Origin of the sequence: Pseudomonas sp. Sample_16, assembly GCF_004307665.1 — a bacterium.
Lineage (GTDB): Bacteria > Pseudomonadota > Gammaproteobacteria > Pseudomonadales > Pseudomonadaceae > Aquipseudomonas.
Map to the genome: position 1 here is coordinate 1 of NZ_RCOB01000172.1, position 23,224 is coordinate 23,224.

Consider the following 23,224-nt stretch of genomic DNA (forward strand, 5'->3'; position numbering starts at 1 on the left):
AAAGATTGTCTTTCCCGAACTGGACGACCTGTAGCAATAGCCGCGCGCGCAAAGAGGCTATATAGGCAACCTACCGTTTACTGAAGAAACGCAGCCACCCGCCCCGCCGCAGCCGACAAATGCTGCTCATGGGTAAACCCCGAAGCTTTCAACGGCTTCAGATCGTGATCCCCCGCCACCAGCCAGAACACTTCGATACTGGGTGACAAGGCATACCCTTCGACGGCTTCACGGTTACCCAACGCATCCCGCTCTCCCTGCACGATCAACGTCCGCGTTTTCAGCGCCGCCAAATGCTCGACCCGCGGTTTCTCCGGTTTACCCACCGCGTAGAACGGATAACCCAGGCATACCAGTGCATCGGCAGCCAACTCGTCAGCCAGCAAACTGGCCATACGCCCGCCCATCGACTTGCCACCGACGGCCAGAGTCCCGGTGACATGGCGTCGCACTTCGGCATAGACCTCGCGCCAGCATTCCAGCAGTTTCGGCGCCGGGTTGGGTGGACGCTTACCGCCATCGATACGCCGCTGCGCCATGTACGGAAACTCGAAACGAAGCACGTTGACGCCTTGCGCCGCGAGCCGTGCAGCCATGTCGGTCATCCAGTCGCTGTCCATCGGCGCACCGGCGCCGTGGGCGAGAATCAAGGTCGCCGAAGAGGTGCCGGAAGCGACGTCCCACAGCCATCCATGATCGCGCACACATTGCGCCCATTGATCCCCGTCAATACCGGCCTTGTGCCCTTTGGTCATGCTTGCCTCGCTTTTAGTCTGCCTATAACTCCGGCCGAAGGGCGCGCTGCGCGCTCACTTCGGCTGAACCGTGGATGGGGAACCATGAACACTTCTATCAGTACCGCCTACAACTACAAGGTGGTCCGCCAATTCGCCATTATGACGGTGGTGTGGGGCATCGTCGGCATGGGGCTCGGGGTTTTTCTCGCCGCCCAGTTGGTCTGGCCCGAACTCAACTTCGATTTACCCTGGACCAGTTTCGGCCGCCTGCGCCCGCTGCACACTAACGCAGTGATCTTCGCTTTCGGCGGCTGCGCCCTGTTCGCCAGTTCGTTCTATTCGGTGCAACGCACCTGCCAGACCCAGCTGTTTGCGCCGAAAATCGCCGCGTTCTGTTTCTGGGGCTGGCAACTGGTGATCCTGTTGGCAGCCATCAGCTTGCCGTTGGGTTACACCAGCTCCAAGGAGTACGCCGAGCTGGAATGGCCGATCGACATCCTCATCACCATCGTCTGGGTCGCCTACGCCATTGTGTTCTTCGGCACGGTGATGAAGCGCAAGACCAGGCACATCTACGTCGGCAACTGGTTCTTCGGCGGGTTCATCATCACCGTGGCGATTTTGCACATCGTCAACAACCTTGAGTTGCCGGTGAGCTTCACCAAGTCCTACTCGGTGTACGCCGGTGCTACCGACGCGATGGTGCAATGGTGGTACGGACACAACGCCGTGGGCTTTTTCCTCACCGCCGGGTTCCTCGGCATGATGTATTACTTCGTGCCCAAACAGGCCGAGCGCCCGGTGTATTCCTATCGCCTGTCGATCGTGCACTTCTGGGCGCTGATCACCCTGTACATCTGGGCCGGCCCGCATCACCTGCATTACACCGCGCTGCCGGACTGGGCGCAGTCGTTGGGCATGGTGATGTCGCTGGTGCTGCTGGCACCGAGCTGGGGCGGGATGATCAACGGCATGATGACGTTGTCGGGCGCCTGGCATAAGTTGCGCAGCGACCCGATCCTGCGTTTCCTCGTGGTGTCCCTGGCGTTCTACGGCATGTCGACCTTCGAAGGGCCGATGATGGCGATCAAGACCGTCAACGCCCTCTCCCACTACACCGACTGGACCATCGGCCACGTTCACGCCGGCGCGCTCGGCTGGGTGGCGATGATTTCCATCGGCGCGCTGTACCACATGATCCCGAAAGTCTTCGGCCGCGAGCAAATGCACAGCATCGGCCTGATCAACGCGCACTTCTGGCTCGCCACTATCGGCACCGTTTTGTACATCGCCTCGATGTGGGTCAACGGCATCGCCCAGGGCCTGATGTGGCGCGCGGTCAACGAGGACGGCACGCTGACTTACTCCTTCGTCGAAACCCTGGCGGCCAGCCATCCAGGCTTCGTCGTGCGACTGGTGGGTGGCGCGATTTTCCTCAGCGGCATGTTCCTGATGGCTTACAACACCTGGCGCACCGTACGGGCTTCGCAGCCTGCCGACGTCGCCGCTGCCGCGCAGATGGCTTGAGGAGTCCGCCATGAAACACGAAACAATCGAGAAAAACGTCGGCCTGCTGATGCTGTTGATGGTGCTCGCCGTGAGCATCGGTGGCCTGACCCAGATCGTCCCGCTGTTCTTCCAGGACGTGACCAATAAACCGGTGGAAGGCATGAAGCCCTACACCGCGCTGCAACTGGAAGGTCGAGACATCTACATCCGCGAAGGCTGCGTCGGCTGCCACTCGCAAATGATCCGCCCGTTCCGCGCCGAAACCGAACGCTACGGCCACTATTCAGTGGCCGGTGAAAGCGTTTGGGACCACCCGTTCCTCTGGGGCTCGAAACGTACCGGTCCGGATCTGGCGCGGGTCGGCGCGCGTTACTCGGATGACTGGCACCGCGCGCACTTGTACAACCCGCGCAACGTGGTGCCGGAATCGAAAATGCCCGCCTACCCGTGGCTGGTGGCCAATCAACTCGACAGCAACCACACCGAAACCAAGCTCAAGACCATGCGCACCCTGGGTGTGCCGTACACCGACGAGGACATCAGCGGCGCCGTTGCCTCGCTCAAAGGCAAGAGTGAAATGGATGCGCTGGTCGCCTACCTGCAAGTGCTCGGCACTGCGATCAAGAGCAAGAGGTGAGCCATGGTCGTTGAATTGAGTACTGGAATGATCCGCGGACTGGGCACGGTCGTGGTCTTCGTAGCCTTCCTCGGCCTGACCCTTTGGGTATTCAGCAGCAAGCGCAAAACGGAATTCGCCGAGGCGCGCCTGCTGCCGTTCGCCGACGAGCCGCAACCCGACATCACCGACGAAATCGAAACAAGGAGTACCCGGCCATGACCACTTTCTGGAGTACGTGGATCTGCGTACTGACCATCGGCAGCCTGATCGGCCTGACCTGGTTGCTGATCGGCACCCGCAAGGGCGAAACCAAAGGCAGCGTCGACCAGACCATGGGCCACAGCTTCGACGGCATCGAGGAGTACGACAATCCGTTGCCGCAATGGTGGTTCATGCTGTTCGCCGGCACGCTGGTGTTTGCCGTCGGCTACCTGATCCTTTATCCGGGTCTGGGCAACTGGAAAGGCATCCTGCCCGGTTACGAAAACGGCTGGACCGGCGTGCACGAATGGGAAAAGGAGATGGACAAGGCGGACGCGAAGTTCGCGCCGATATTCGCCAAATTCGCCGCGATGCCAGTGGAAGAAGTGGCCAACGATCCGCAAGCGCTGAAAATGGGCGGACGCTTGTTTGCCTCCAATTGCTCGGTGTGCCATGGCTCGGATGCCAAGGGCGCGTTCGGCTTCCCCAATCTGGCGGACAGTGATTGGCGCTGGGGCGGCAACGCCGACACCATCAAGACCACCATCATGGGCGGTCGCATGGCGGCCATGCCGGCCTGGGGGGAAATATTGGGTGAGGATGGCGTGAAAAACGTCGCTGCGTACGTTCGTCATGAACTGGCCGGCCTGCCATTGCCCGCCGACACCAAGGCAGACCTGCAGGCCGGACAGCAGGCGTTCAACACCACGTGCGTAGCCTGTCACGGAGCAAACGGGCAAGGCACCGAAGCCATGGGAGCGCCGAACCTGACACACCCGACCGGTTTCATCTATGGCACCAGCCTGACCCAGCTTGAACAAACGATTCGGCATGGCCGCCAGGGCCACATGCCGGCGCAAAATGAACTGCTCGGCAACGATAAAGTGCAACTGCTCGCGGCTTACGTGTACAGCCTTTCCAGAGGTGACAAGCAGTTGAGCGGCAAGCTTCAAGCTACAGGCGGCAAGTGAAGGCATAAGCAAAAACCGCAGGCACGGGCTCTAACCTGGAGCTTGTAGCTTGCGGCTTGTAGCTGCTTCTTTTTGTCGCACCCCCCTCCAGTCTTCCTTTCGGATCCCCGGATTCGGGTCTAAGCTCTCCCGATGCGGACTGGCCGGTGCCAGCTCCAGGTCGACCCTTAAACGATGTGTTCTACGAATCGGCTGACTGACAGGCCGCAAAGGCTGGTAGTTACCGGCTGTCGCGCCAATCGCCTGCGATCACTCAACGCTGTGTTTGAACACACCTCGTAACATCCGACCTGCCCCCCTCGCCTCTCGAGTCCGCCGAGACATTTTGCCCATGGGCAATTTTGTCCTTACGCGGCGCATGGAAAGGCCGCAGAATCAGCATTTGAAAGCATTGACCCAGGTCATGGCGCGTTGCAATGACCCCCTGCTTTCTACATACTTGCGGCCGATTTTTAATCCTAATAAAACACCCAAACCGTGGAACCTTAGAATGAGCACAGCAATCAGTCCGACTGCTTATAACTATAAGGTAGTCCGCCAGTTCGCCATCATGACGGTGGTCTGGGGGATCCTTGGCATGGGGCTCGGTGTCTTCATCGCCTCGCAACTGGTTTGGCCGGAGTTGAACTTCGGTCTGGCCTGGACGAGCTTTGGACGCCTGCGCCCGTTGCACACCAACCTGGTGATTTTCGCCTTCGGTGGATGTGCACTGTTTGCCACTTCCTATTACGTCGTGCAGCGAACCTGCCAAACGCGACTGATTTCCGACAGCCTCGCAGCCTTCACCTTCTGGGGATGGCAAGCGGTGATTGTCGGCGCGATCATTACCTTGCCGATGGGTTTGACCACCACCAAGGAATACGCGGAACTGGAATGGCCCCTGGCTATTCTGCTGGCCATTGTCTGGGTCACCTACGGCCTGGTGTTCTTCGGCACCATCGTCAAGCGCAAGACCAAGCACATCTATGTGGGTAACTGGTTCTACGGCGCGTTCATCGTCGTGACCGCGATGCTGCACATCGTCAACCACATGTCGCTGCCGGTCAGCCTGTTCAAGTCGTACTCGGCCTACTCGGGTGCGACCGACGCGATGATCCAGTGGTGGTACGGCCACAACGCCGTGGGCTTCTTCCTGACCACCGGTTTCCTGGGGATGATGTACTACTTCGTGCCAAAACAGGCCGAACGTCCGATCTACTCCTATCGTTTGTCCATCGTGCACTTCTGGGCGCTGATCACCCTGTACATCTGGGCCGGTCCGCACCACCTGCACTACACCGCCCTGCCGGACTGGGCGCAGTCCCTGGGCATGGCGATGTCGATCATCCTGCTGGCTCCGAGCTGGGGCGGCATGATCAACGGCATGATGACCCTGTCGGGCGCCTGGCATAAGCTGCGCACCGATCCGATCCTGCGTTTCCTGGTCGTTTCCCTGGCGTTCTACGGCATGTCGACCTTCGAAGGTCCGATGATGGCGATCAAGACCGTGAACTCGCTGTCGCACTACACCGACTGGACCATCGGCCACGTACACGCCGGCGCTTTAGGTTGGGTTGCGATGATCTCGATCGGCGCGATCTACCACATGATCCCGAAACTGTTCGGTCGTGCGCAGATGCACAGCACCGGCCTGATCAACACGCACTTCTGGCTCGCCACCATCGGTACCGTTCTGTACATCGCTTCGATGTGGGTCAACGGCATCACTCAGGGCCTGATGTGGCGTGCAATCAACGATGACGGCACCCTCACCTATTCGTTCGTCGAAGCGCTGCAAGCCAGCCACCCTGGCTTCATCGTTCGCGCATTGGGCGGTGCGTTCTTCGCCACCGGCATGCTGTTCATGGCCTACAACGTATTCCGTACCGTACGCGCCTCGAATCCGGCTGAAGCTGAAGCCGCCGAACAGATTGCTGTAGTTGGAGCTCACTGATGAAGCATGAAGCAGTCGAGAAGAATATTGGCCTGCTGGCCTTCTTCATGGTTATCGCCGTCAGTGTCGGCGGCCTGACCCAGATCGTTCCGCTGTTTTTCCAGGATGTCACCAACAAGCCGGTCGAGGGCATGAAGCCCCGCACTGCCCTTGAACTGGAAGGCCGGGACGTTTACATCGCCAACGGTTGTGTCGGCTGCCACTCGCAGATGATCCGCCCGTTCCGTGCTGAAACCGAACGCTACGGCCACTACTCGGTCGCCGGTGAAAGCGTTTGGGACCACCCGTTCCTGTGGGGTTCCAAGCGTACCGGTCCGGACCTGGCCCGCGTCGGCGGCCGTTACTCCGATGACTGGCAACGTGCGCACCTGTACAACCCGCGCAACGTGGTGCCGGAATCGAAAATGCCGGCCTACCCGTTCCTCGTGGAAAACAAGCTCGACGGCAAAGACACCGCCAAGAAAATGGAAGTCTTGCGCACGCTCGGCGTCCCTTACACCGACGAAGACATCGCCGGCGCCAAGGATGCTGTGAAGGGCAAAACCGAAATGGACGCGCTGGTGGCCTATCTGCAAGGCCTGGGCACCATCATCAAAAGCAAACGGTGATCTAAATGGATATCGGGATGATTCGTGGCCTGGGCACCGTCGTTGTGATGGTGGCCTTCATCGGTCTGGCGTTGTGGGTATTCAGCCCCAAGCGCAAGTCAGAGTTTGAAGACGCGACCTTGCTGCCTTTTGCGGATGATCCCGAAGCCATCAAGCACGTCGAGCAAGCTTCTAGGAGTAACAAAGAATGACTACATTCTGGAGTCTGTACGTCACAGTCCTCAGTCTCGGTACGATCTTTTCCCTGACCTGGCTGCTGCTGTCGACCCGCAAGGGCCAGCGCACCGAGTCCACCGAAGAGACGGTTGGGCACTCCTTCGACGGTATCGAGGAGTACGACAACCCGTTGCCGAAATGGTGGTTCATGCTGTTCGTGGCCACCATCATTTTCGCCCTCGGCTACCTGGTACTGTACCCCGGCCTGGGCAACTGGAAAGGCCTGCTGCCGGGTTACAACTACCTGGACAACGAGAAGCAGACCGCGTTCGCCAACGGCCAGACCGGCTGGACCGGCGTTCACGAGTGGGAAAAGGAAATGGCCAAGTCGGATGCCAAGTTTGGCCCGATCTTCGCCAAGTTCGCTTCCATGCCAATCGAAGAAGTGGCCAAGGACCCGCAAGCCCTGAAGATGGGTGGCCGCCTGTTTGCCTCCAACTGCTCGGTTTGCCACGGTTCCGACGCCAAGGGCGCCTACGGCTTCCCGAACCTGACCGACGCCGACTGGCGCTGGGGCGGCGAGCCGGAAACGATCAAGACCACCATCATGGGTGGCCGTCACGCAGTCATGCCGGCGTGGGCTGAAGTCATTGGCGAGCAAGGCGTTGCCGATGTGGCGGCGTTTGTCCTGACCAACCTCGATGGCCGCAAGCTGCCGGAAGGCGCCAAGGCTGACCCGGTTGCCGGCCAGAAGCTGTTCGCCGCCAACTGCGTGGCGTGCCACGGCCCGCAAGGCAAAGGCACTCCGGCCATGGGCGCGCCTGACCTGACTCACCCGGGCGCGTTCATCTACGGCTCGAGCTTCGCTCAATTGCAGCAGACCATCCGTTACGGCCGCCAGGGCCAGATGCCTGCGCAAGACGCGATGCAAGGCAACGACAAGGTTCATCTGCTGGCCGCTTACGTGTATAGCCTCTCTCATGGAGAGAAGGCTCCAGCGGCGGACGCCCAATAAGGGAAACGCTTGATGCAACGAAAAGGCCCTGTCATCTGACAGGGCCTTTTTTTTGAGTCGCCAACGTGTTTCCCACATCAAGGTTGCGTGGCACTCAGCATAGTAGTAACGTTTCTACATTAGTTTATTCAGGAGGGTCATACATGATGGCCATCACCACCATTTCCAGCCGCGAATTCAACCAGGACACAAGTGGTGCCAAAAAAGCCACACGCCAGGGGCCGGTTTTCATCACTGACAGAGGCAAACCGGCGCATGTGCTGCTAAGCATTGAGGACTACCAAAAACTCACTGGCATCAACGCCGACATCGTCGAACTCCTGGTCATGCCTGAAGCGGCAGATATCGAGTTCGAAACCGAGCGTGCCGTGATCACTCATCGCCCTGTGGATTTGTCTTGATGTACCTGCTCGACACCAACGTGATTTCCGAACTTCGCAAACCCCAGGCTGACGCAAATGTCGTCGCCTGGGCCAAAGGCATTATCGCTTCACGCATGTTCATTTCAGCCATTACCCTCAAGGAGCTGGAGACCGGAGTGCTCCGCATGGAGCGTCGCGATGCCGTTCAGGGAAAGATATTGCGCACCTGGCTCAAGCGTCATGTCTTACCGGCATTCGATGCCCGCATTCTGCCGATCGATGCTGCCGTGGCCCTTCGATGTGCCAGTTTGCACGTTCCGGATCGCGCAAACGAAGCAGACTCGTTGATTGCAGCGACTGCGCTGATTCATGGTTTGACCGTGGTTACCCGCAATGTCGGTGATTTTCAATTCAGTGGCGTGCAGTTGATAAACCCATGGGCCGATTGAGCGCCAACGGCCGCAAATCCGTCCATAATTCACAAGTCAATTGATTCAAGTCATTACACCATCGATTAATTTCTCCCAACGTGACCAAAGGTCGCACCCTTGGGCTAGAGCGACAGGCGTATCATTGCGCCACTGCAACACCTCTTTTTGACCGCGGTCGGCACGTACTGACCGAGGCATTTGTCCACTGCCGTGGGATGCAATGATGAGCAACCAGATTCCGGTACACGACGTCACTCCAACCGCGAAGAACGCGAACAACAGCGTCGATCTCTACGCCTCTCGAGAAAAGATCTACACCCGCGCCTTCACCGGACTGTTCCGCAATCTGCGCATGGCCGGCGGTGCCGTTTTGTTCCTGTTGTATTTCGGTACGGTCTGGCTCAATTGGGGTGGCCATCAGGCTGTCTGGTGGAACCTGCCCGAACGCAAATTCTTCATTTTCGGCGCGACCTTCTGGCCTCAGGATTTCATCCTGCTCTCTGGCATGTTGATCATTGCCGCGTTCGGCCTGTTCTTTATCACGGTGTATGCCGGCCGGGTCTGGTGTGGTTATACCTGTCCGCAAAGTGTGTGGACGTGGATCTTCATGTGGTGTGAAAAGGTCACCGAGGGTGACCGCAACCAGCGCATCAAGCTCGACAAGGCGCCGATGGGCGCCAACAAATTCCTGCGCAAATTCAGCAAGCACACCCTGTGGCTGCTGATCGGCTTTGTCACTGGCATGACCTTCGTCGGCTACTTCTCGCCGATCCGCGAACTGGTGATCGATTTCTTCACCGGCGAGGCCGATGGCTGGTCGTATTTCTGGGTAGCCTTCTTCACCCTTGCCACCTACGGCAACGCCGGTTGGCTGCGTGAGCAAGTGTGCATTTACATGTGTCCGTACGCGCGTTTCCAGAGCGTGATGTTCGACAAGGACACGCTGATCGTTTCCTACGACCCGCGCCGTGGCGAAAGCCGTGGCCCGCGCAAGAAAGGGATCGATTACAAGGCTCAGGGCCTGGGTGATTGCATCGACTGCACCATGTGCGTTCAGGTCTGCCCGACCGGTATCGACATCCGCGACGGCCTGCAAATCGAATGCATCGGTTGTGCCGCCTGCATCGATGCCTGCGACGCCATCATGGACAAAATGGAATACCCGCGCGGCCTGATCAGCTACACCACCGAACACAACCTGTCCGGGCAGAAAACCCATAAACTGCGTCCGCGCCTGATCGGCTATGCCGTGGTGTTGCTGGCGATGATCAGCTTGCTGGTGACCGCGTTCTTCATGCGCTCGCTGGTGGGCTTCGACGTCAGCAAGGACCGGGTTCTGTACCGCGAGAACGCCGAGGGCCGGATCGAAAACGTCTACAGCCTGAAAATCATGAACAAGGATCAGCGCGACCACACGTATGTGCTTGAAGCCACCGGCCTGCCGGATCTCAAGCTGCAAGGCCGACGCGAGATCAAAGTTGCGGCCGGTGACATCATCAGCCAGCCGGCCGAGTTGTCCGTGGCGCCGGAACACCTGCCATCGAGCACCAATGAGGTGAAATTCATCCTCAAGGATGCCGATGACGCCAGCATCCACGTTGAAGCCAAGAGCCGATTCATCGGCCCACAAATTCGTTGAGAGAAGTGATCATGTCCGCAGCAAACGCCGCAAGTCCCTGGTACAAGCACCTCTGGCCATGGATCATCATCGGGATCCTGGCCTGCTCGGTGGCCTTGACCTTGTCCATGGTGACCATTGCGGTGAACAACCCGGACAACCTGGTCAACGACAACTATTACGAAGCCGGCAAAGGCATCAACCGCTCTCTGGATCGCGAATTATTGGCGCAAACCCTGTTGATGCGCGCCAGCGTGCATCTGGATGACGTGACCGGCGAAGTCGACCTGCGCCTGAGCGGCAACAGCCAGCCCAAGACCCTGGAGCTGAACCTGATCTCGCCGACCCAGCCGGAAAAAGACCGCAAAATCACCCTCACCCGCAGCGAAACCGAACAGGGCCGTTACATCGGCCAGTTGAGCGACAAGATCGATGGTCGCCGCTTTGTCGAATTGCTGGGCAGCCAAGACGACCATATCTGGCGCATGTTCGAAGAAGAACTGGTCAGCCATGACAAGGACCTGCTGCTCGGGGACGAGCCCCTGCAGGGCGCGGAAGACCTGAAGAAGTAATAACCTGCGAATGCGATCAAATGTGGCGAGGGAGCTTGCTCCCGCTGGGGCGCGAAGCGCGCCCAAAACCTGCAGACCGGTCCTTTCAGTCTCAGCGAGTTCGCCGATTTGCGACTGCTACGCAGCCGAGCGGGAGCAAGCTCCCTCGCCACAATGGTTTTCATGGCAACACACATGACCACTCCACTTCCCTGCTACCACTGCGCCCTGCCCGTCCCGTCCGGCAGCCGCTTCACCGCCGTCGTGCTCGGGGAGCCACGCGAGTTCTGCTGCCCGGGTTGCCAGGCGGTGGCCGAAGCCATCGTCGCCGGCGGATTGGAAAGCTACTACCAGCATCGCAGCGAAGCCTCGGCCAACCCCGAAGCCTTGCCGGTGCAGTTGGTGGACGAACTGGCGTTGTATGACCGCGCCGATGTGCAGCAACCGTTCGTGCGCCACCAAGGCGAACTTGCCGAAACCACACTGCTGATGGAAGGCATCAGCTGCGCGGCCTGCGGCTGGCTGATCGAGAAACACCTGCGCACATTGCCCGGCGTGGATGAAGCCCGTTTGAATCTGTCGAACCATCGGCTGCACGTGCGCTGGGCCGACGCTCAACTGCCGCTGAGCAAAATACTCAGCCAACTGCGCTACATCGGTTACGTCGCCCACCCCCATCAGGCCGACCGCGCCAGCGAACAACTGGCCAGTGAAAATCGCCTGGCTTTGCGCCAACTTGGCGTCGCCGGGCTGCTGTGGTTCCAGGCGATGATGGCAACCATGGCCACCTGGCCTGAATTCAACATCGACCTCAGCCCCGAACTGCACACCATCCTGCGCTGGGTCGCGCTGTTCCTCACCACCCCCATCGTGTTCTACAGCTGCGCGCCATTCTTCAAGGGCGCCATGCGTGACCTGCGCACCCGTCACCTGACCATGGACGTTTCAGTGTCGCTGGCAATTGGCAGCGCCTACATCGCCGGGATCTGGACCTCGATCACCGGCGTCGGAGAGCTGTATTTCGATGCGGTCGGCATGTTCGCGCTGTTCCTGCTGGCCGGGCGCTATCTTGAACGACGCGCCCGCGAACGCACGGCCGCCGCCACTGCACAACTGGTCAATTTGCTGCCCGCTTCGTGTTTGCGGCTAAGCGCTGACGGCCAGAGCGAACGGATCCTGTTGAGCGAACTGCAAGTGGGCGATCAGGTGCTGGTGCATCCAGGCGCTGTGCTGCCCGCCGATGGCAGGATCCTCGACGGCCAGTCGAGTGTCGATGAGTCGCTGTTGACCGGAGAATACCTGCCGCAGGCCCGCACCCCGGGCGATGCAGTCACCGCTGGCACCCTTAACGTTGAAGGCGCACTGACCGTCGAAGTCCAGGCGCTCGGCCAGGACACCCGGCTCTCTGCCATCGTGCGTTTGCTTGATCGGGCGCAAGCGGAAAAACCGCGCCTGGCGGAAATTGCCGACCGCGCCGCGCAATGGTTCCTGTTGCTGTCGCTGATCGCGGCGGCGGCCATCGGCCTGCTGTGGTGGGAACTGGATTCGTCGCGGGCGTTCTGGATCGTGCTGGCGATGCTGGTCGCGACCTGCCCTTGCGCGTTGTCCCTGGCCACGCCGACCGCCCTTACCGCAGCGACCGGCACCTTGCACAAACTCGGCTTGCTGCTGACCCGTGGTCACGTTCTGGAAGGCTTGAACCAGATCGATACGGTGATATTCGACAAGACCGGCACCCTCACCGAAGGACGTCTGACTCTGCGTTCGATTCGCCCGCTCGGCGACCTCGACAGCGACCAGTGCCTGGCGCTCGCCGCCGCACTGGAAAACCGCTCTGAACACCCGATCGCCCGTGCGTTTGGCCGCGCACCGTTGGCCGCTGAAGAAGTCCACAGCACGCCGGGGCTTGGCCTGGAAGGCGTGGTCGGCGATCAACGATTGCGGATCGGCCACCCCGGTTTTGTCTGCGAACTCAGCGGCGTTGGCGTGCCAGTGATGCCCGGCGAAGCCGGCCAATGGTTGTTGCTCGGTAACCGTCACGGGCCGTTGGCCTGGTTTGTCCTCGACGACCGGCTGCGCGCCGATGCCGCTGCCCTGCTGACGGCATGCAAGGCCCGTGGCTGGCGCACCTTGCTGTTGTCCGGCGACAGCTCGCCGATGGTTGCCAGCGTGGCTGCCGAACTCGGCATCGATGAAGCCCGAGGCGGCTTGCGTCCGGACGACAAACTGCAAGTCCTGCAACAATTGCACAGGGACGGCCGCAAAGTGCTGATGCTCGGCGATGGCGTCAACGATGTACCCGTGCTGGCGGCGGCGGACATCAGCGTCGCCATGGGTTCGGCCACTGACCTGGCAAAAACCAGCGCCGATGCGGTGCTGCTGTCCAATCGCCTCGATGCCTTGGTGCAAGCCTTCAGCCTGGCACGGCGCACCCGACGGGTAATCATCGAGAACCTGTTGTGGGCCGGGTTGTACAATGGCCTCATGTTGCCGTTCGCCGCCCTCGGCTGGATTACGCCAGTGTGGGCCGCCGTCGGCATGTCGATCAGTTCGTTGACCGTGGTGCTCAATGCGCTGCGCCTCACTCGCCTGCCGGGTGTACAAGGTGCCGACGCCACGCCAGAAACCCGCCCGCTGCCGGCCTGATCCGCGCGGGCATGGAGTCCAGATGCCAGCTCTCTACGTGATGATCCCGGCCGCACTGCTGATCGTGGCCATCGCTGTGTACATTTTCTTCTGGGCGGTCGACAGCGGTCAGTACGACGACCTCGACGGCCCGGCCCACAGCATCCTGTTCGATGACCAGGACCCGAATCACACCGCTGCGGTCGACGAGGCCAGCGGCCATCCGGCCAAACCCGACGACAAGGCTCCGCCCCATGCTTGAATTGGCGCCACTGTTGGTGTCTGCGCTGATTCTCGGTCTGCTCGGTGGTGGCCATTGCCTGGGCATGTGCGGCGGCCTGATGGGCGCGCTGACCCTGGCGATTCCCAAGGAACAACGCAGTCGTCGCTTCCGCCTGCTGCTGGCCTACAACCTTGGACGAATCCTCAGCTACGCCACCGCAGGACTGTTGATCGGCCTGGCCGGCTGGGCCGTGGCCAACAGCCCGGCGGCAATGTTCCTGCGACTCCTTGCCGGGTTGTTGCTGATTGCGATGGGTTTGTACCTGGCGGGCTGGTGGAGCGGCCTGACGCGCATTGAAAGTCTCGGTCGTGGCCTCTGGCGGCATATCCAGCCGATTGCCAACACACTGCTGCCGGTGTCGAGCCTTCCCCGTGCGCTGCTGCTGGGCGCGCTCTGGGGCTGGCTGCCGTGCGGCCTGGTTTACAGCACCTTGCTGTGGTCGGCCAGTCAGGGCAATGCCCTGGACAGTGCCTTATTGATGCTGGCATTCGGGCTGGGAACGTGGCCGGTGCTGCTGGCCACCGGGCTGGCGGCTGAACGGGTGACCGCGTTGTTGCGCAAGCGCAGCATACGCATGGCCGGTGGGCTGCTGGTCATGCTGTTTGGTATCTGGACCTTGCCGGGACCGCACCAGCATTGGCTCATGGGGCACTGATTGTGGCGAGGGAGCTTGCTCCCGCTGGGGCGCGAAGCGGCCCCAAAAAATGGGACCGCTGCGCAGTCCAGCGGGAGCAAGCTCCCTCGCCACAAAAACGATCGGAGCCCGGATATTCTTGATGCAAATCAAGATGCATCAACGCCACCGCCCCTAGACTGGCCGGCACTGCCAGACTATCCGGGGGAATGCCCGCATGATGCTCGACGCCATTCGTTGGGACACCGATCTGATCCGCCGTTATGACCTGGCGGGACCGCGCTATACCTCCTATCCGACTGCCGTGCAATTCCACAGCAAGATCGGCACTTTCGACCTGTTCCACGCCCTGCGCGACAGCCGCAAGGCGCTGCGCCCGTTGTCGCTGTATGTGCACGTACCGTTCTGCGCGAACATTTGCTACTACTGCGCCTGCAACAAGGTCATCACCAAGGATCGTGGCCGGGCACTGCCCTACTTGCAGCGCCTGGAGCAGGAAATCCAACTGATCGCCTGCCACCTCGACCCGGCGCAAAAAGTCGAGCAACTGCACTTCGGTGGCGGCACGCCAACCTTTCTCAGCCATGACGAGCTGCGTCAATTGATGGCGCACCTGCGCAAACACTTCAATCTGCTCGACGATGATACCGGCGACTACGGCATCGAAATCGATCCCCGCGAGGCAGATTGGTCGACCATGGGGTTGTTGCGCGAGCTGGGCTTCAATCGGGTCAGCATCGGCCTGCAAGATCTCGACCCCGCCGTGCAGCGCGCCGTCAATCGCCTGCAAAGCCTGGAGGAAACCCGCGCGGTGATCGACGCCGCCCGGACCCTGCAGTTTCGCTCGATCAACATCGACCTGATCTATGGTTTGCCGAAGCAGACACCGGAAAACTTCGCCCGCACCGTCGAGGAAGTCATCAGCCTGCAACCGGACCGGCTCTCGGTATTCAACTACGCGCACCTGCCGGAACGGTTCATGCCGCAACGGCGAATCAACGGTAATGAACTGCCGACGCCAGCCAAGAAACTGGAAATGCTCCAGCGCACCATCGAGCAATTGACCGCCGCCGGTTACCGTTACATCGGCATGGACCACTTTGCACTGCCCGACGATGAACTGGCGATCGCCCAGGAAGAATCGACCCTGCAACGCAATTTCCAGGGCTACACCACCCACGGCCATTGCGATTTGATCGGTCTCGGCGTCTCAGCGATCAGCCAGATCGGCGACTTGTACTGCCAGAACAGTAGCGACCTGAATCAATACCAGAACGCCCTGGCCTCTTCGCAACTGGCCACCAGCCGCGGCCTGTTGTGCAACGCCGACGACCGCTTGCGCCGTGCAGTGATACAACAATTGATCTGTAACTTCAGCCTGGAGTTTGCCCAGATCGAACAGGCCTTCAACATCGATTTTCAGGGCTATTTCGGCGAACTGTGGCCGCAGTTGCAGCGCATGGCCCAAGACGGCCTGATCGAGATCGACAGCGACGCAATTACCGTGTTGCCAGCCGGGCGCTTGCTGGTTCGCTCGGTGTGCATGGTGTTCGATGCCTACCTGGAACAACACAGCCGCCAACGGTTTTCCAGAGTGATCTAATCGCTGCGACATAACCGCCACGTACTGGCCTCAATGTCCTTGGGTGAGTTACCCTTACGTCTTATGTGTGTTTTCCCACAAGGATTGAAGAAATGTCCGAGCCAGTTAAGTTGCGCGCTCATACCCAGGCCCACTGCAAGGATTGCAGCCTGGCCCCGCTGTGTTTGCCGCTATCGCTGAATCTGGAAGATATGGACGCGTTGGACGAAATCGTCAAACGTGGCCGCCCACTGAAAAAAGGCGAGTTTCTGTTCCGTCAGGGCGACACTTTCGACTCCGTTTACGCGGTCCGCTCCGGAGCCCTCAAGACCTTCAACCTCAGTGATGCCGGCGAAGAACAGCTCACCGGTTTCCACTTGCCGAGCGAACTGGTCGGCCTGTCGGGCATGGACACCGAAAAACACCCGGTATCGGCGCAGGCGCTGGAAACCACATCGGTGTGTGAAATCCCCTTCGAGCGCCTCGACGAACTGGCCCTGCAACTGCCGCAATTGCGTCGTCAATTGATGCGTGTGATGAGCCGCGAGATTCGTGACGATCAACAGATGATGTTGCTGTTGTCGAAAAAAACCGCTGACGAACGCATTGCCACGTTCCTGGTCAACCTGTCAGCACGCTTCCGTGCCAGGGGCTTCTCGGCCAACCAGTTCCGCCTGAGCATGTCGCGCAACGAAATCGGCAACTATCTGGGTCTGGCGGTGGAAACCGTGTCACGGGTGTTCACGCGTTTCCAGCAGAACGAACTGATTGCCGCCGAGGGCAAGGAAATCCGCATCCTCGACCCGATCCAGCTGTGCGCCCTGGCCGGCGGTTCACTGGAAAGCTGAAACAAGCGGTTGCGGCTGAGCGAAACGGTTCAGCCGCCGTTATACTGCGTCGTTTGCAGCCTGCCAGGACACCCGACGATGGTCTTCGACTCCTTCGACATCAAATCCCTCATCCGCCCCGTGATCGACTTTCCCAAGCCGGGCGTGATCTTTCGTGACATCACCCCGCTGTTCCAGTCGCCCACGGCGCTGCGCCTGGTGATGGACAGCTTCGCCCATCGTTACGTCGAGGCCGATTTCACCCACATTGGCGCGATGGATGCCCGGGGTTTCCTGATCGGTTCGGTGCTGGCCTACCAGCTGAACAAGCCGCTGGTGCTGTTCCGCAAGCAAGGCAAGCTGCCTGCCGACGTATTGGCCGAGGGCTACGCAACCGAATACGGCGAAGCGTTTCTCGAAGTACACGCCGACAGCCTGTGCGAAGGCGATTCGGTGGTGATGTTCGATGACCTGATTGCCACTGGCGGCACCCTGATCGCCGCTGCGAACCTGATTCGACGCATGGGTGCGCGGGTGCATGAAGCGGCGGCGATCATTGATCTGCCAGAGCTGGGTGGCTCGCAGCGATTGCAGGACATGGGCATCCCGACCTTCTGCCTGACGCAGTTTGCGCTGACGGATAAATAACCGGCGGCTGTCAGACCGCTATCGCTGGCAAGCCAGCTCCCACAGGTTTCACCGTCATGCACAGGATGTCTGTACGGCATAAACCACTGTGGGAGCTGGCTTGCCAGCGATGGCGTCATCGGCCACACGACCGCCTATAACCCCATCTGCTTGCTGATGATCTCGTTCATCACCTCACGTGTCCCGCCGCCAATCGACAGAATCCGGTTATCCCGATACAGCCGCTCCACCAGGCTTTCGCGCATGTAGCCCAACCCGCCCAGAATCTGCACGGCATCGCTGACGATCCGGTCCGCCGTATCCGTCGCAAAGTTTTTGGCCATGGAAATATCCTTGATCACACTCTGCCCCGCCGCCATTTTCGCTGCTTGCCGGTAGGTGAATTCGCGTGAAACCTCAAGCTGTGTGGCCATCTCGGCGAGGCGGTGCTTGATCACCTGGAACTTGCCGATCGGTTTGCCGAAAGCCTCACGCGCCCGCGCCCACTTCAGACTTTCCTCGAGCGCCAGTTGCGCGGTCATGTTGGCCATCAGGGCCAGTGCCAGGCGTTCGCTCTGAAAGTTGCCCATGATGCAGGCGAAGCCCATGTTCTCGGCGCCGATCAGATTGCCTACAGGTACACGGCAATCATCGAAGAACAGTTCGGCCGTGTCTGACGCCCACCAGCCCATTTTCTTCAACTGCCGCCCCACAGTGAAACCGGGAGTGCCCTTCTCGATCAGCAACAGGCTGATACCGGCGAAACCCGGCGCGCCGGTACGCACGGCCACGGTGTAGTAATCGGCACGGACACCGCTGGTGATGAAGGTTTTGCTGCCGCTGACCCGGTAAACATCACCCTCACGCACGGCGCGGGTTTGCAGATTGGCGACGTCGGAGCCGCCGCCGGGTTCGGTGACAGCCAAGGCGCTGATTTTTTCCCCGGCCAGTACCTGCGGCACCACTCGGTCACGGATTTCAGGTGTGGCCCACTTGAGTATGGGCGGCAGGCCGATGTCCAGAGAACCGAGCCCCGCCACCAGGCCACCGGAGCCGCAACGCATCAGTTCCTCGCTGGCGGCGACCTTGGCGAACAGGTCGCCCTCGTGACTGCCACCGTAACGCTCAGGGTATCCAATGCCGAGAATCCCGGCCGTGCCAGCCTTCAGATAAAGCTCACGGGGAAAGCTTTCGGCTTCTTCCCACTGGTCGATGTCCGGAAGAATCTCGCGCTCGACGAAACGTCTGACGCTGTCGCGGACCAATTGGTGGCTGGGGTCGAAGTATTCCTGAAAGGCAGACATCGGCGAACTCCACTGAAGGGTTCAGCGAAGTTAACCGAGCGCTTGCTTGGTTTTCAACAGGATTGTGTATATCAGGGAGATCTGGGCGCGGCTTTCGCGGGCAAGCCTCGCTCCTACCGGTTTTGTCCTGGAGGATCACGGCTAGCCCGCGAAGACGTCGCTTGAGCCGCTAAAAGACAATGGGCTTACGCCCCGCAAACGAATGCGCCAGCGTCCCGCCATCCACCAATTCCAGCTCGCCACCCAGCGGTACGCCATGGGCGATACGCGAGGCGATGAGGCCTTTGCTGCTGAGCAACTGTGCGATGTAGTGGGCCGTGGCTTCGCCTTCTACCGTCGGATTGGTCGCGAGAATGACTTCGGTAAAGCTGCCAGCCTCCTCGATCCGCGCCATCAACTGCGGAATCCCGATGGCTTCCGGCCCCAGGCCATCAAGGGGCGACAGATGCCCCTTGAGTACAAAGTAGCGGCCGCGGAAACCGGTCTGTTCCACGGCGTAGACATCCATCGGCCCTTCCACGACGCACAACAGCGTATCGTCGCGGCGGGTATCGGCGCATTGCGGACAGAGGTCATCCTCGGTCAGTGTGCGGCACAAACGGCAATGACCGACCCCTTCCATGGCCTGACTCAGGGCCAGCGCCAATCGCGATCCGCCACTGCGATCACGTTCGAGCAACTGCAACGCCATGCGCTGGGCGGTTTTCTGACCTACGCCTGGCAAAATTCGCAGGGCGTCTATCAGTTGGCGAATCAAAGGGCTGAAGCTCATGAGGAAAAAGTCCGACAAAACAACGAGACGCGGTTTATACCCGCGCCTCTGATTAGCGTCAAATCACGTTGTCAATTACGCGCCCTGTGCAACGCGCACCACCAGTTTGCCGAAGTTGCGTCCTTCCAGCAGACCGATGAACGCTTGCGGTGCGTTCTCCAGGCCGTCGACTACGTCTTCACGGAATTTCACCTTGCCATCACGCACCCACGGCGCCATCGCACTGATGAATTCCGGCTGCCGATCGCCATAGTCGTCGAACACGATAAAACCCTGAATGCGTACGCGCTTGGTCAGCAGCGTACGCTGCAACAGCGGCAGACGATCGGGCCCGCTCGGCGCTTCGCTGGCATTGTACGAGGCAATCAGGCCACACAGCGGAATCCGCGCCTTGGGATTGAGCAATGGCACCACAGCATCGAACACCTTGCCACCGACATTTTCGTAGTAGATATCGATGCCATCGGGACACGCCTGGGCCAGTTCATCGGCGAAACTCGCGCTCTTGTGGTCGATGCAGGCATCGAAGCCCAACTCCTCGACCACATAGCGGCATTTGTCCGCACCGCCAGCCACGCCGACCACGCGCAGGCCTTTGATCTTCGCCACCTGGCCAACCACCGACCCCACCGCGCCGGAAGCCGCCGCAACCACCAGGGTTTCGCCGGCCTTGGGCTGCCCGATATCCATCAAGCCCATGTAAGCAGTCATGCCGGGCATACCCAACACCCCCAGGGCCATGGATGGGCTCGGCAAGCCGTTCGGGACTGGAATGATGCCGCGACCGTCATTGATGCTGTGACTTTGCCAACCCGTGGCGCCAACCACCAGATCGCCTTCCTGAAACTTGGGATTGAGCGAGCGCTCGACCCGGCTGACAGCGCCACCGGTCATCACGTCGCCGATTTCCACGGGGGCGGCGTAGGACGGAGCGTCGCTCATGCGTCCGCGCATGTAAGGGTCCAGCGAAAGGTAAAGGGTCTTGAGCAGTACCTGACCGTCGGCAAGCTCGGGCAGCGCGACACGCTCCAGACGGAAGTTTTCCGGCGTCGGTGCGCCTACCGGGCGTGAGGCCAGGACGATACGTTGGTTGAGCGTCATGGGATCGGACATGTCAGCGTCTCCTTTGATCAATGAGTTGGGGGATATAGGGAGCAGACCTTTGTGCGGGTATGGCGTTCGATGTATCTCAGTTCTGCCGCGATGAAGTCCTGCCAGACACCTCATGAAAACAAGCCGAAAACAAAAATGCCAGGCGTGATGCCTGGCATTTTTTGTAGCTCATCTATCGCCCAAAGGCGAATCAGAACGGCAGCTTCATGCCCGGCGGCAGTTGCATGCCTGCGGTCATGCCGGACATCTTGTCCTGGCTGTTGGCTTCGATCTTGCGCACCGCATCGTTGACGGCTGCGGCGAACACCGCCTCCAGCATCTCGCGATCGTCTTCGCTCAGGCCTTCGACCATGCTTGGGTCAATGGTCACGCGCTTGACGTCATGACGACCGGTCATCACCACGGTGACCATATCGCCACCGGCTTTACCGGTGACTTCGGCGTTGGCCAGCTCTTCCTGCATCTTGGCCATTTTTTCCTGCATCTGCTGTGCCTGCTTCATCAGGCCGGCCATGCCACCTTTCATCATGGGAATCACCTCAAAAGTACTTGGATAAAAACAGCGCCCGGCCCTGACGGCCGAACGCCCTCAGTTATTAGCCCTGACTGACCAGAGCTTCGACAGGTTCAATAGTATCGTTACGGATCACTGCACCGAACTGCTGCATCATTTGCTGGATGAACGGATCACCGTGGATCGACTCCTCGGCCTCGCGCTGACGGTCGGCACGACGACGGGACGCCGCCTGGGCTGGGGTTTCCTGCTCGGGCTTGATCAGTTCCATGGTCAGGGTCAGGGTGCGCCCGTGATACTGGTTCAGGGCATCGTTGAGCCGGCGCTGTTGCGTGGCATTGAACAAGGCACTGTGAGCCGGGTCCAGGTGCAACAGCCAGTTGTCGCCATCCACGGCGATCAGCGTGCAGTTAGCAGCAATGCTGCCAGTCATGCCGGAGATCGCCAGCTTCGGGAACAGCTCCAGCCACTGCAGGGCAAGGCCTGTGGCCGGTGCCGCTGCGGGCTCAGGTTCGGGTTCCGGTGCGGGCTCGGCGGCATGCTCGCTGGCCAGTTCGTCGAGATAACTGTAAGCCGAATCCATGTCCGGCTCGATGTAGTCCTCATCGAGCGGCGGCTCGTCGTCCATGTCCATGCCTGGCGTCGCGGCATCGACCTCTGCCACAGATGGTTCCGGAATTGGCGTAGCGGCCCATTCAGGCGCATCCGGCACCACACTGTCAGGCGTCGGCAACGGCATCGGTGGCAACTCGGGCTGTTCGCTGGTGGTTTCCAGTACAGGCTCGACCGCTGGCTGCTGAGCCGGAGCAGGCTCGACCGGATCGTTCCACGGCAGATCGACCACATCTTCGACCACGGCCGCATCGACCGCAGGCTCAGGCTCGACAACCGATGCAACCGGCTCAGGTTCGGGCTCTGGTGCCGGAGCCACAACCGCAGCCGCAGCTGGTGCGATGGGCGCAACGGGTGTCGGTGCCACTGCAGCAGCGACTACCGGCGCAACAACCGGCGCGGCAGCCACTGAATGTGCGGAATCAACTGTGGCCTGGCTGATCCCCACTGGCTTTAGCGGTTGCCTCGGGGCATCCGCAGTGTCTGCCGGTCGGAACGCGAGCATCCGCAGCAGCACCATTTCAAACCCGCCGCGGGGATCCGGCGCCAGCGGCAAATCGCGGCGGCCGATCAGGCCCATCTGGTAGTAGAACTGCACATCCTCAGCCGGCAGCGCCTGCGCCAAAGCCAGTACCCGGTCACGGTCGCCGTGACCATTGTCGACGCCTTCGGGCAGGGCCTGAGCGATGGCGACACGGTGCAGCACATTGAGAATTTCCGACAGCACGCCATTCCAGTCCGGGCCTTGTTCGGCCAAGTGGCGGACCGCTTCGAGCAAGGCCTTGGCGTCACCTTCGATCAACGCATGCAGGACGTCGTAGACCTGACCATGATCGAGAGTTCCAAGCATCGCCCGCACATCGGCCGCCATGACCTTGCCCTCGCCGAAGGCAATCGCCTGGTCGGTCAGGCTCATGGCGTCGCGCATCGAACCATCGGCGGCACGCCCCAGCAACCACAACGCGTCGTCTTCGAACGGCACGTTTTCGACACTGAGCACGTGGGTCAAATGCTCGACCACCCGTTCCGGGGTCATGTTCTTCAGGGAGAACTGCAGGCACCGCGAAAGAATCGTTGCAGGAAGTTTCTGCGGGTCGGTGGTGGCCAGGATGAACTTGACGTAGGGTGGCGGCTCTTCAAGGGTTTTGAGCAGCGCATTGAAGGAATGGCTGGAGAGCATGTGCACTTCGTCGATCAGGTAGACCTTGAAGCGCCCGCGGCTCGGGGCGTACTGCACGTTGTCGAGCAGTTCGCGTGTATCCTCGACCTTGGTCCGGCTCGCGGCGTCGATCTCGATCAGGTCGACAAACCGGCCCTCATCGATCTCCCGGCACACCGAACACTCGCCACACGGCGATGAAGTAATACCTGTTTCACAGTTCAGGCATTTGGCGATGATCCGCGCGATGGTGGTCTTGCCGACCCCGCGCGTACCGGTGAACAAGTAGGCGTGGTGCAGCCGTTGGCTGTCCAAGGCATTGATCAGAGCCTTGAGCACATGGGTCTGGCCGACCATTTCGCGGAACGAGCGCGGACGCCATTTACGTGCAAGAACCTGATAACTCATCGAAAACCGTCGCAGCGAAGGAAGCAGAAGCGGCTAATGCTAGCGGAGCAAGG

At 60.3% G+C, this 23,224-nt stretch carries 24 protein-coding genes; 18 read left to right on the forward strand and 6 right to left on the reverse strand.

The window, feature by feature from the left end:
* Nucleotides 1-77: 77 nt before the first annotated feature.
* A complete protein-coding gene (locus tag D8U69_RS22775; protein WP_130906169.1) occupies nt 78-755 on the reverse strand; it encodes an alpha/beta fold hydrolase in 678 nt (225 codons plus the stop codon).
* A gap of 84 nt (nt 756-839) precedes the next feature.
* Between D8U69_RS22775 and ccoN (D8U69_RS22780) the strand changes: the two genes are divergently transcribed.
* From ccoN (D8U69_RS22780) to D8U69_RS22875, 18 genes are all read left to right on the forward strand, one after another.
* Nucleotides 840-2,264, forward strand: coding sequence for a cytochrome-c oxidase, cbb3-type subunit I (ccoN, locus tag D8U69_RS22780; RefSeq protein WP_130908174.1), 1,425 nt, complete (start codon nt 840-842; stop codon nt 2,262-2,264).
* A gap of 10 nt (nt 2,265-2,274) precedes the next feature.
* A complete protein-coding gene (gene ccoO / locus D8U69_RS22785; protein WP_056857002.1) occupies nt 2,275-2,883 on the forward strand; it encodes a cytochrome-c oxidase, cbb3-type subunit II in 609 nt (202 codons plus the stop codon).
* A 3-nt stretch (nt 2,884-2,886) separates the two neighbouring features.
* The gene (locus D8U69_RS22790; protein WP_056857001.1) at nt 2,887-3,084 is read left to right on the forward strand and encodes a CcoQ/FixQ family Cbb3-type cytochrome c oxidase assembly chaperone; all 198 of its coding nucleotides are present in this window, start codon (nt 2,887-2,889) and stop codon (nt 3,082-3,084) included.
* Nucleotides 3,081-4,037 (forward strand): cytochrome-c oxidase, cbb3-type subunit III, encoded by a 957-nt coding sequence (ccoP, locus tag D8U69_RS22795; protein ID WP_130906167.1) that lies wholly within the window; start codon nt 3,081-3,083, stop codon nt 4,035-4,037. Before D8U69_RS22790 ends, ccoP (D8U69_RS22795) begins: the two co-directional genes overlap by 4 nt.
* Before the next feature lie 490 nt (nt 4,038-4,527).
* Nucleotides 4,528-5,970, forward strand: a complete 1,443-nt coding sequence (gene ccoN, locus D8U69_RS22800; protein WP_056856999.1) for a cytochrome-c oxidase, cbb3-type subunit I — start codon at nt 4,528-4,530, stop codon at nt 5,968-5,970.
* Nucleotides 5,970-6,578 (forward strand): cytochrome-c oxidase, cbb3-type subunit II, encoded by a 609-nt coding sequence (gene ccoO / locus D8U69_RS22805; protein ID WP_007905434.1) that lies wholly within the window; start codon nt 5,970-5,972, stop codon nt 6,576-6,578. The genes ccoN (D8U69_RS22800) and ccoO (D8U69_RS22805) overlap by 1 nt, the downstream gene beginning before the upstream one ends.
* A 5-nt stretch (nt 6,579-6,583) precedes the next feature.
* Nucleotides 6,584-6,769, forward strand: coding sequence for a CcoQ/FixQ family Cbb3-type cytochrome c oxidase assembly chaperone (locus D8U69_RS22810; RefSeq protein WP_003175465.1), 186 nt, complete (start codon nt 6,584-6,586; stop codon nt 6,767-6,769).
* Entirely contained in the window at nt 6,766-7,749 is a 984-nt protein-coding gene (ccoP, locus tag D8U69_RS22815; protein WP_056856998.1) for a cytochrome-c oxidase, cbb3-type subunit III, read from the forward strand. Before D8U69_RS22810 ends, ccoP (D8U69_RS22815) begins: the two co-directional genes overlap by 4 nt.
* Before the next feature lie 146 nt (nt 7,750-7,895).
* Nucleotides 7,896-8,150, forward strand: a complete 255-nt coding sequence (locus D8U69_RS22820; protein WP_056857098.1) for a type II toxin-antitoxin system Phd/YefM family antitoxin — start codon at nt 7,896-7,898, stop codon at nt 8,148-8,150.
* A complete protein-coding gene (locus D8U69_RS22825) occupies nt 8,150-8,560 on the forward strand; it encodes a type II toxin-antitoxin system VapC family toxin (protein WP_130906165.1) in 411 nt (136 codons plus the stop codon). The genes D8U69_RS22820 and D8U69_RS22825 overlap by 1 nt, the downstream gene beginning before the upstream one ends.
* 205 nt (nt 8,561-8,765) lie before the next feature.
* The gene (gene ccoG, locus D8U69_RS22830) at nt 8,766-10,181 is read left to right on the forward strand and encodes a cytochrome c oxidase accessory protein CcoG (protein ID WP_130908175.1); all 1,416 of its coding nucleotides are present in this window, start codon (nt 8,766-8,768) and stop codon (nt 10,179-10,181) included.
* Nucleotides 10,182-10,192: 11 nt separating this feature from the next.
* The gene (locus D8U69_RS22835; protein WP_056856995.1) at nt 10,193-10,732 is read left to right on the forward strand and encodes a FixH family protein; all 540 of its coding nucleotides are present in this window, start codon (nt 10,193-10,195) and stop codon (nt 10,730-10,732) included.
* Between the two features lie 174 nt (nt 10,733-10,906).
* Entirely contained in the window at nt 10,907-13,357 is a 2,451-nt protein-coding gene (locus D8U69_RS22845; protein WP_130908176.1) for a heavy metal translocating P-type ATPase, read from the forward strand.
* A 22-nt stretch (nt 13,358-13,379) separates the two neighbouring features.
* Nucleotides 13,380-13,598, forward strand: a complete 219-nt coding sequence (gene ccoS, locus D8U69_RS22850; protein ID WP_047531427.1) for a cbb3-type cytochrome oxidase assembly protein CcoS — start codon at nt 13,380-13,382, stop codon at nt 13,596-13,598.
* A complete protein-coding gene (locus D8U69_RS22855) occupies nt 13,591-14,274 on the forward strand; it encodes a sulfite exporter TauE/SafE family protein (RefSeq protein WP_056856993.1) in 684 nt (227 codons plus the stop codon). The genes ccoS and D8U69_RS22855 overlap by 8 nt, the downstream gene beginning before the upstream one ends.
* A gap of 199 nt (nt 14,275-14,473) precedes the next feature.
* A complete protein-coding gene (hemN, locus tag D8U69_RS22865; protein WP_130906171.1) occupies nt 14,474-15,856 on the forward strand; it encodes an oxygen-independent coproporphyrinogen III oxidase in 1,383 nt (460 codons plus the stop codon).
* Nucleotides 15,857-15,948: 92 nt separating this feature from the next.
* A complete protein-coding gene (gene fnr, locus D8U69_RS22870; RefSeq protein WP_056856992.1) occupies nt 15,949-16,683 on the forward strand; it encodes a fumarate/nitrate reduction transcriptional regulator Fnr in 735 nt (244 codons plus the stop codon).
* 78 nt (nt 16,684-16,761) lie between these two features.
* Entirely contained in the window at nt 16,762-17,310 is a 549-nt protein-coding gene (locus tag D8U69_RS22875) for an adenine phosphoribosyltransferase (RefSeq protein WP_056856991.1), read from the forward strand.
* A gap of 134 nt (nt 17,311-17,444) precedes the next feature.
* Here D8U69_RS22875 and D8U69_RS22880 read toward each other — a convergent pair whose 3' ends face one another.
* From D8U69_RS22880 to dnaX, 5 genes are all read right to left on the reverse strand, one after another.
* Entirely contained in the window at nt 17,445-18,593 is a 1,149-nt protein-coding gene (locus D8U69_RS22880) for an acyl-CoA dehydrogenase family protein (protein WP_130906160.1), read from the reverse strand.
* Nucleotides 18,594-18,762: 169 nt separating this feature from the next.
* Complete coding sequence (gene recR, locus D8U69_RS22885) at nt 18,763-19,365, reverse strand: recombination mediator RecR (RefSeq protein ID WP_130906159.1); 603 nt, start codon at nt 19,363-19,365, stop codon at nt 18,763-18,765.
* 75 nt (nt 19,366-19,440) lie between these two features.
* On the reverse strand, nt 19,441-20,478 hold the full coding sequence (locus D8U69_RS22890; RefSeq protein ID WP_130906158.1) for an NADP-dependent oxidoreductase: 1,038 nt from the start codon (nt 20,476-20,478) through the stop codon (nt 19,441-19,443).
* A 190-nt stretch (nt 20,479-20,668) separates the two neighbouring features.
* Complete coding sequence (locus D8U69_RS22895; protein WP_056856987.1) at nt 20,669-21,007, reverse strand: YbaB/EbfC family nucleoid-associated protein; 339 nt, start codon at nt 21,005-21,007, stop codon at nt 20,669-20,671.
* A 67-nt stretch (nt 21,008-21,074) separates the two neighbouring features.
* Nucleotides 21,075-23,171, reverse strand: a complete 2,097-nt coding sequence (gene dnaX, locus D8U69_RS22900) for a DNA polymerase III subunit gamma/tau (protein ID WP_130906157.1) — start codon at nt 23,169-23,171, stop codon at nt 21,075-21,077.
* Nucleotides 23,172-23,224: the final 53 nt, after the last annotated feature.

Bases quoted from the DNA above. Each gene is read 5' to 3' on its own strand.
- D8U69_RS22775 (WP_130906169.1), bottom strand. From the start codon at position 755: ATGACCAAAGGGCACAAGGCCGGTATTGACGGGGATCAATGGGCGCAA.
- ccoN (WP_130908174.1), top strand. From the start codon at position 840: ATGAACACTTCTATCAGTACCGCCTACAACTACAAGGTGGTCCGCCAA.
- ccoO (WP_056857002.1), top strand. From the start codon at position 2,275: ATGAAACACGAAACAATCGAGAAAAACGTCGGCCTGCTGATGCTGTTG.
- D8U69_RS22790 (WP_056857001.1), top strand. From the start codon at position 2,887: ATGGTCGTTGAATTGAGTACTGGAATGATCCGCGGACTGGGCACGGTC.
- ccoP (WP_130906167.1), top strand. From the start codon at position 3,081: ATGACCACTTTCTGGAGTACGTGGATCTGCGTACTGACCATCGGCAGC.
- ccoN (WP_056856999.1), top strand. From the start codon at position 4,528: ATGAGCACAGCAATCAGTCCGACTGCTTATAACTATAAGGTAGTCCGC.
- ccoO (WP_007905434.1), top strand. From the start codon at position 5,970: ATGAAGCATGAAGCAGTCGAGAAGAATATTGGCCTGCTGGCCTTCTTC.
- D8U69_RS22810 (WP_003175465.1), top strand. From the start codon at position 6,584: ATGGATATCGGGATGATTCGTGGCCTGGGCACCGTCGTTGTGATGGTG.
- ccoP (WP_056856998.1), top strand. From the start codon at position 6,766: ATGACTACATTCTGGAGTCTGTACGTCACAGTCCTCAGTCTCGGTACG.
- D8U69_RS22820 (WP_056857098.1), top strand. From the start codon at position 7,896: ATGGCCATCACCACCATTTCCAGCCGCGAATTCAACCAGGACACAAGT.
- D8U69_RS22825 (WP_130906165.1), top strand. From the start codon at position 8,150: ATGTACCTGCTCGACACCAACGTGATTTCCGAACTTCGCAAACCCCAG.
- ccoG (WP_130908175.1), top strand. From the start codon at position 8,766: ATGAGCAACCAGATTCCGGTACACGACGTCACTCCAACCGCGAAGAAC.
- D8U69_RS22835 (WP_056856995.1), top strand. From the start codon at position 10,193: ATGTCCGCAGCAAACGCCGCAAGTCCCTGGTACAAGCACCTCTGGCCA.
- D8U69_RS22845 (WP_130908176.1), top strand. From the start codon at position 10,907: ATGACCACTCCACTTCCCTGCTACCACTGCGCCCTGCCCGTCCCGTCC.
- ccoS (WP_047531427.1), top strand. From the start codon at position 13,380: ATGCCAGCTCTCTACGTGATGATCCCGGCCGCACTGCTGATCGTGGCC.
- D8U69_RS22855 (WP_056856993.1), top strand. From the start codon at position 13,591: ATGCTTGAATTGGCGCCACTGTTGGTGTCTGCGCTGATTCTCGGTCTG.
- hemN (WP_130906171.1), top strand. From the start codon at position 14,474: ATGCTCGACGCCATTCGTTGGGACACCGATCTGATCCGCCGTTATGAC.
- fnr (WP_056856992.1), top strand. From the start codon at position 15,949: ATGTCCGAGCCAGTTAAGTTGCGCGCTCATACCCAGGCCCACTGCAAG.
- D8U69_RS22875 (WP_056856991.1), top strand. From the start codon at position 16,762: ATGGTCTTCGACTCCTTCGACATCAAATCCCTCATCCGCCCCGTGATC.
- D8U69_RS22880 (WP_130906160.1), bottom strand. From the start codon at position 18,593: ATGTCTGCCTTTCAGGAATACTTCGACCCCAGCCACCAATTGGTCCGC.
- recR (WP_130906159.1), bottom strand. From the start codon at position 19,365: ATGAGCTTCAGCCCTTTGATTCGCCAACTGATAGACGCCCTGCGAATT.
- D8U69_RS22890 (WP_130906158.1), bottom strand. From the start codon at position 20,478: ATGTCCGATCCCATGACGCTCAACCAACGTATCGTCCTGGCCTCACGC.
- D8U69_RS22895 (WP_056856987.1), bottom strand. From the start codon at position 21,007: ATGATGAAAGGTGGCATGGCCGGCCTGATGAAGCAGGCACAGCAGATG.
- dnaX (WP_130906157.1), bottom strand. From the start codon at position 23,171: ATGAGTTATCAGGTTCTTGCACGTAAATGGCGTCCGCGCTCGTTCCGC.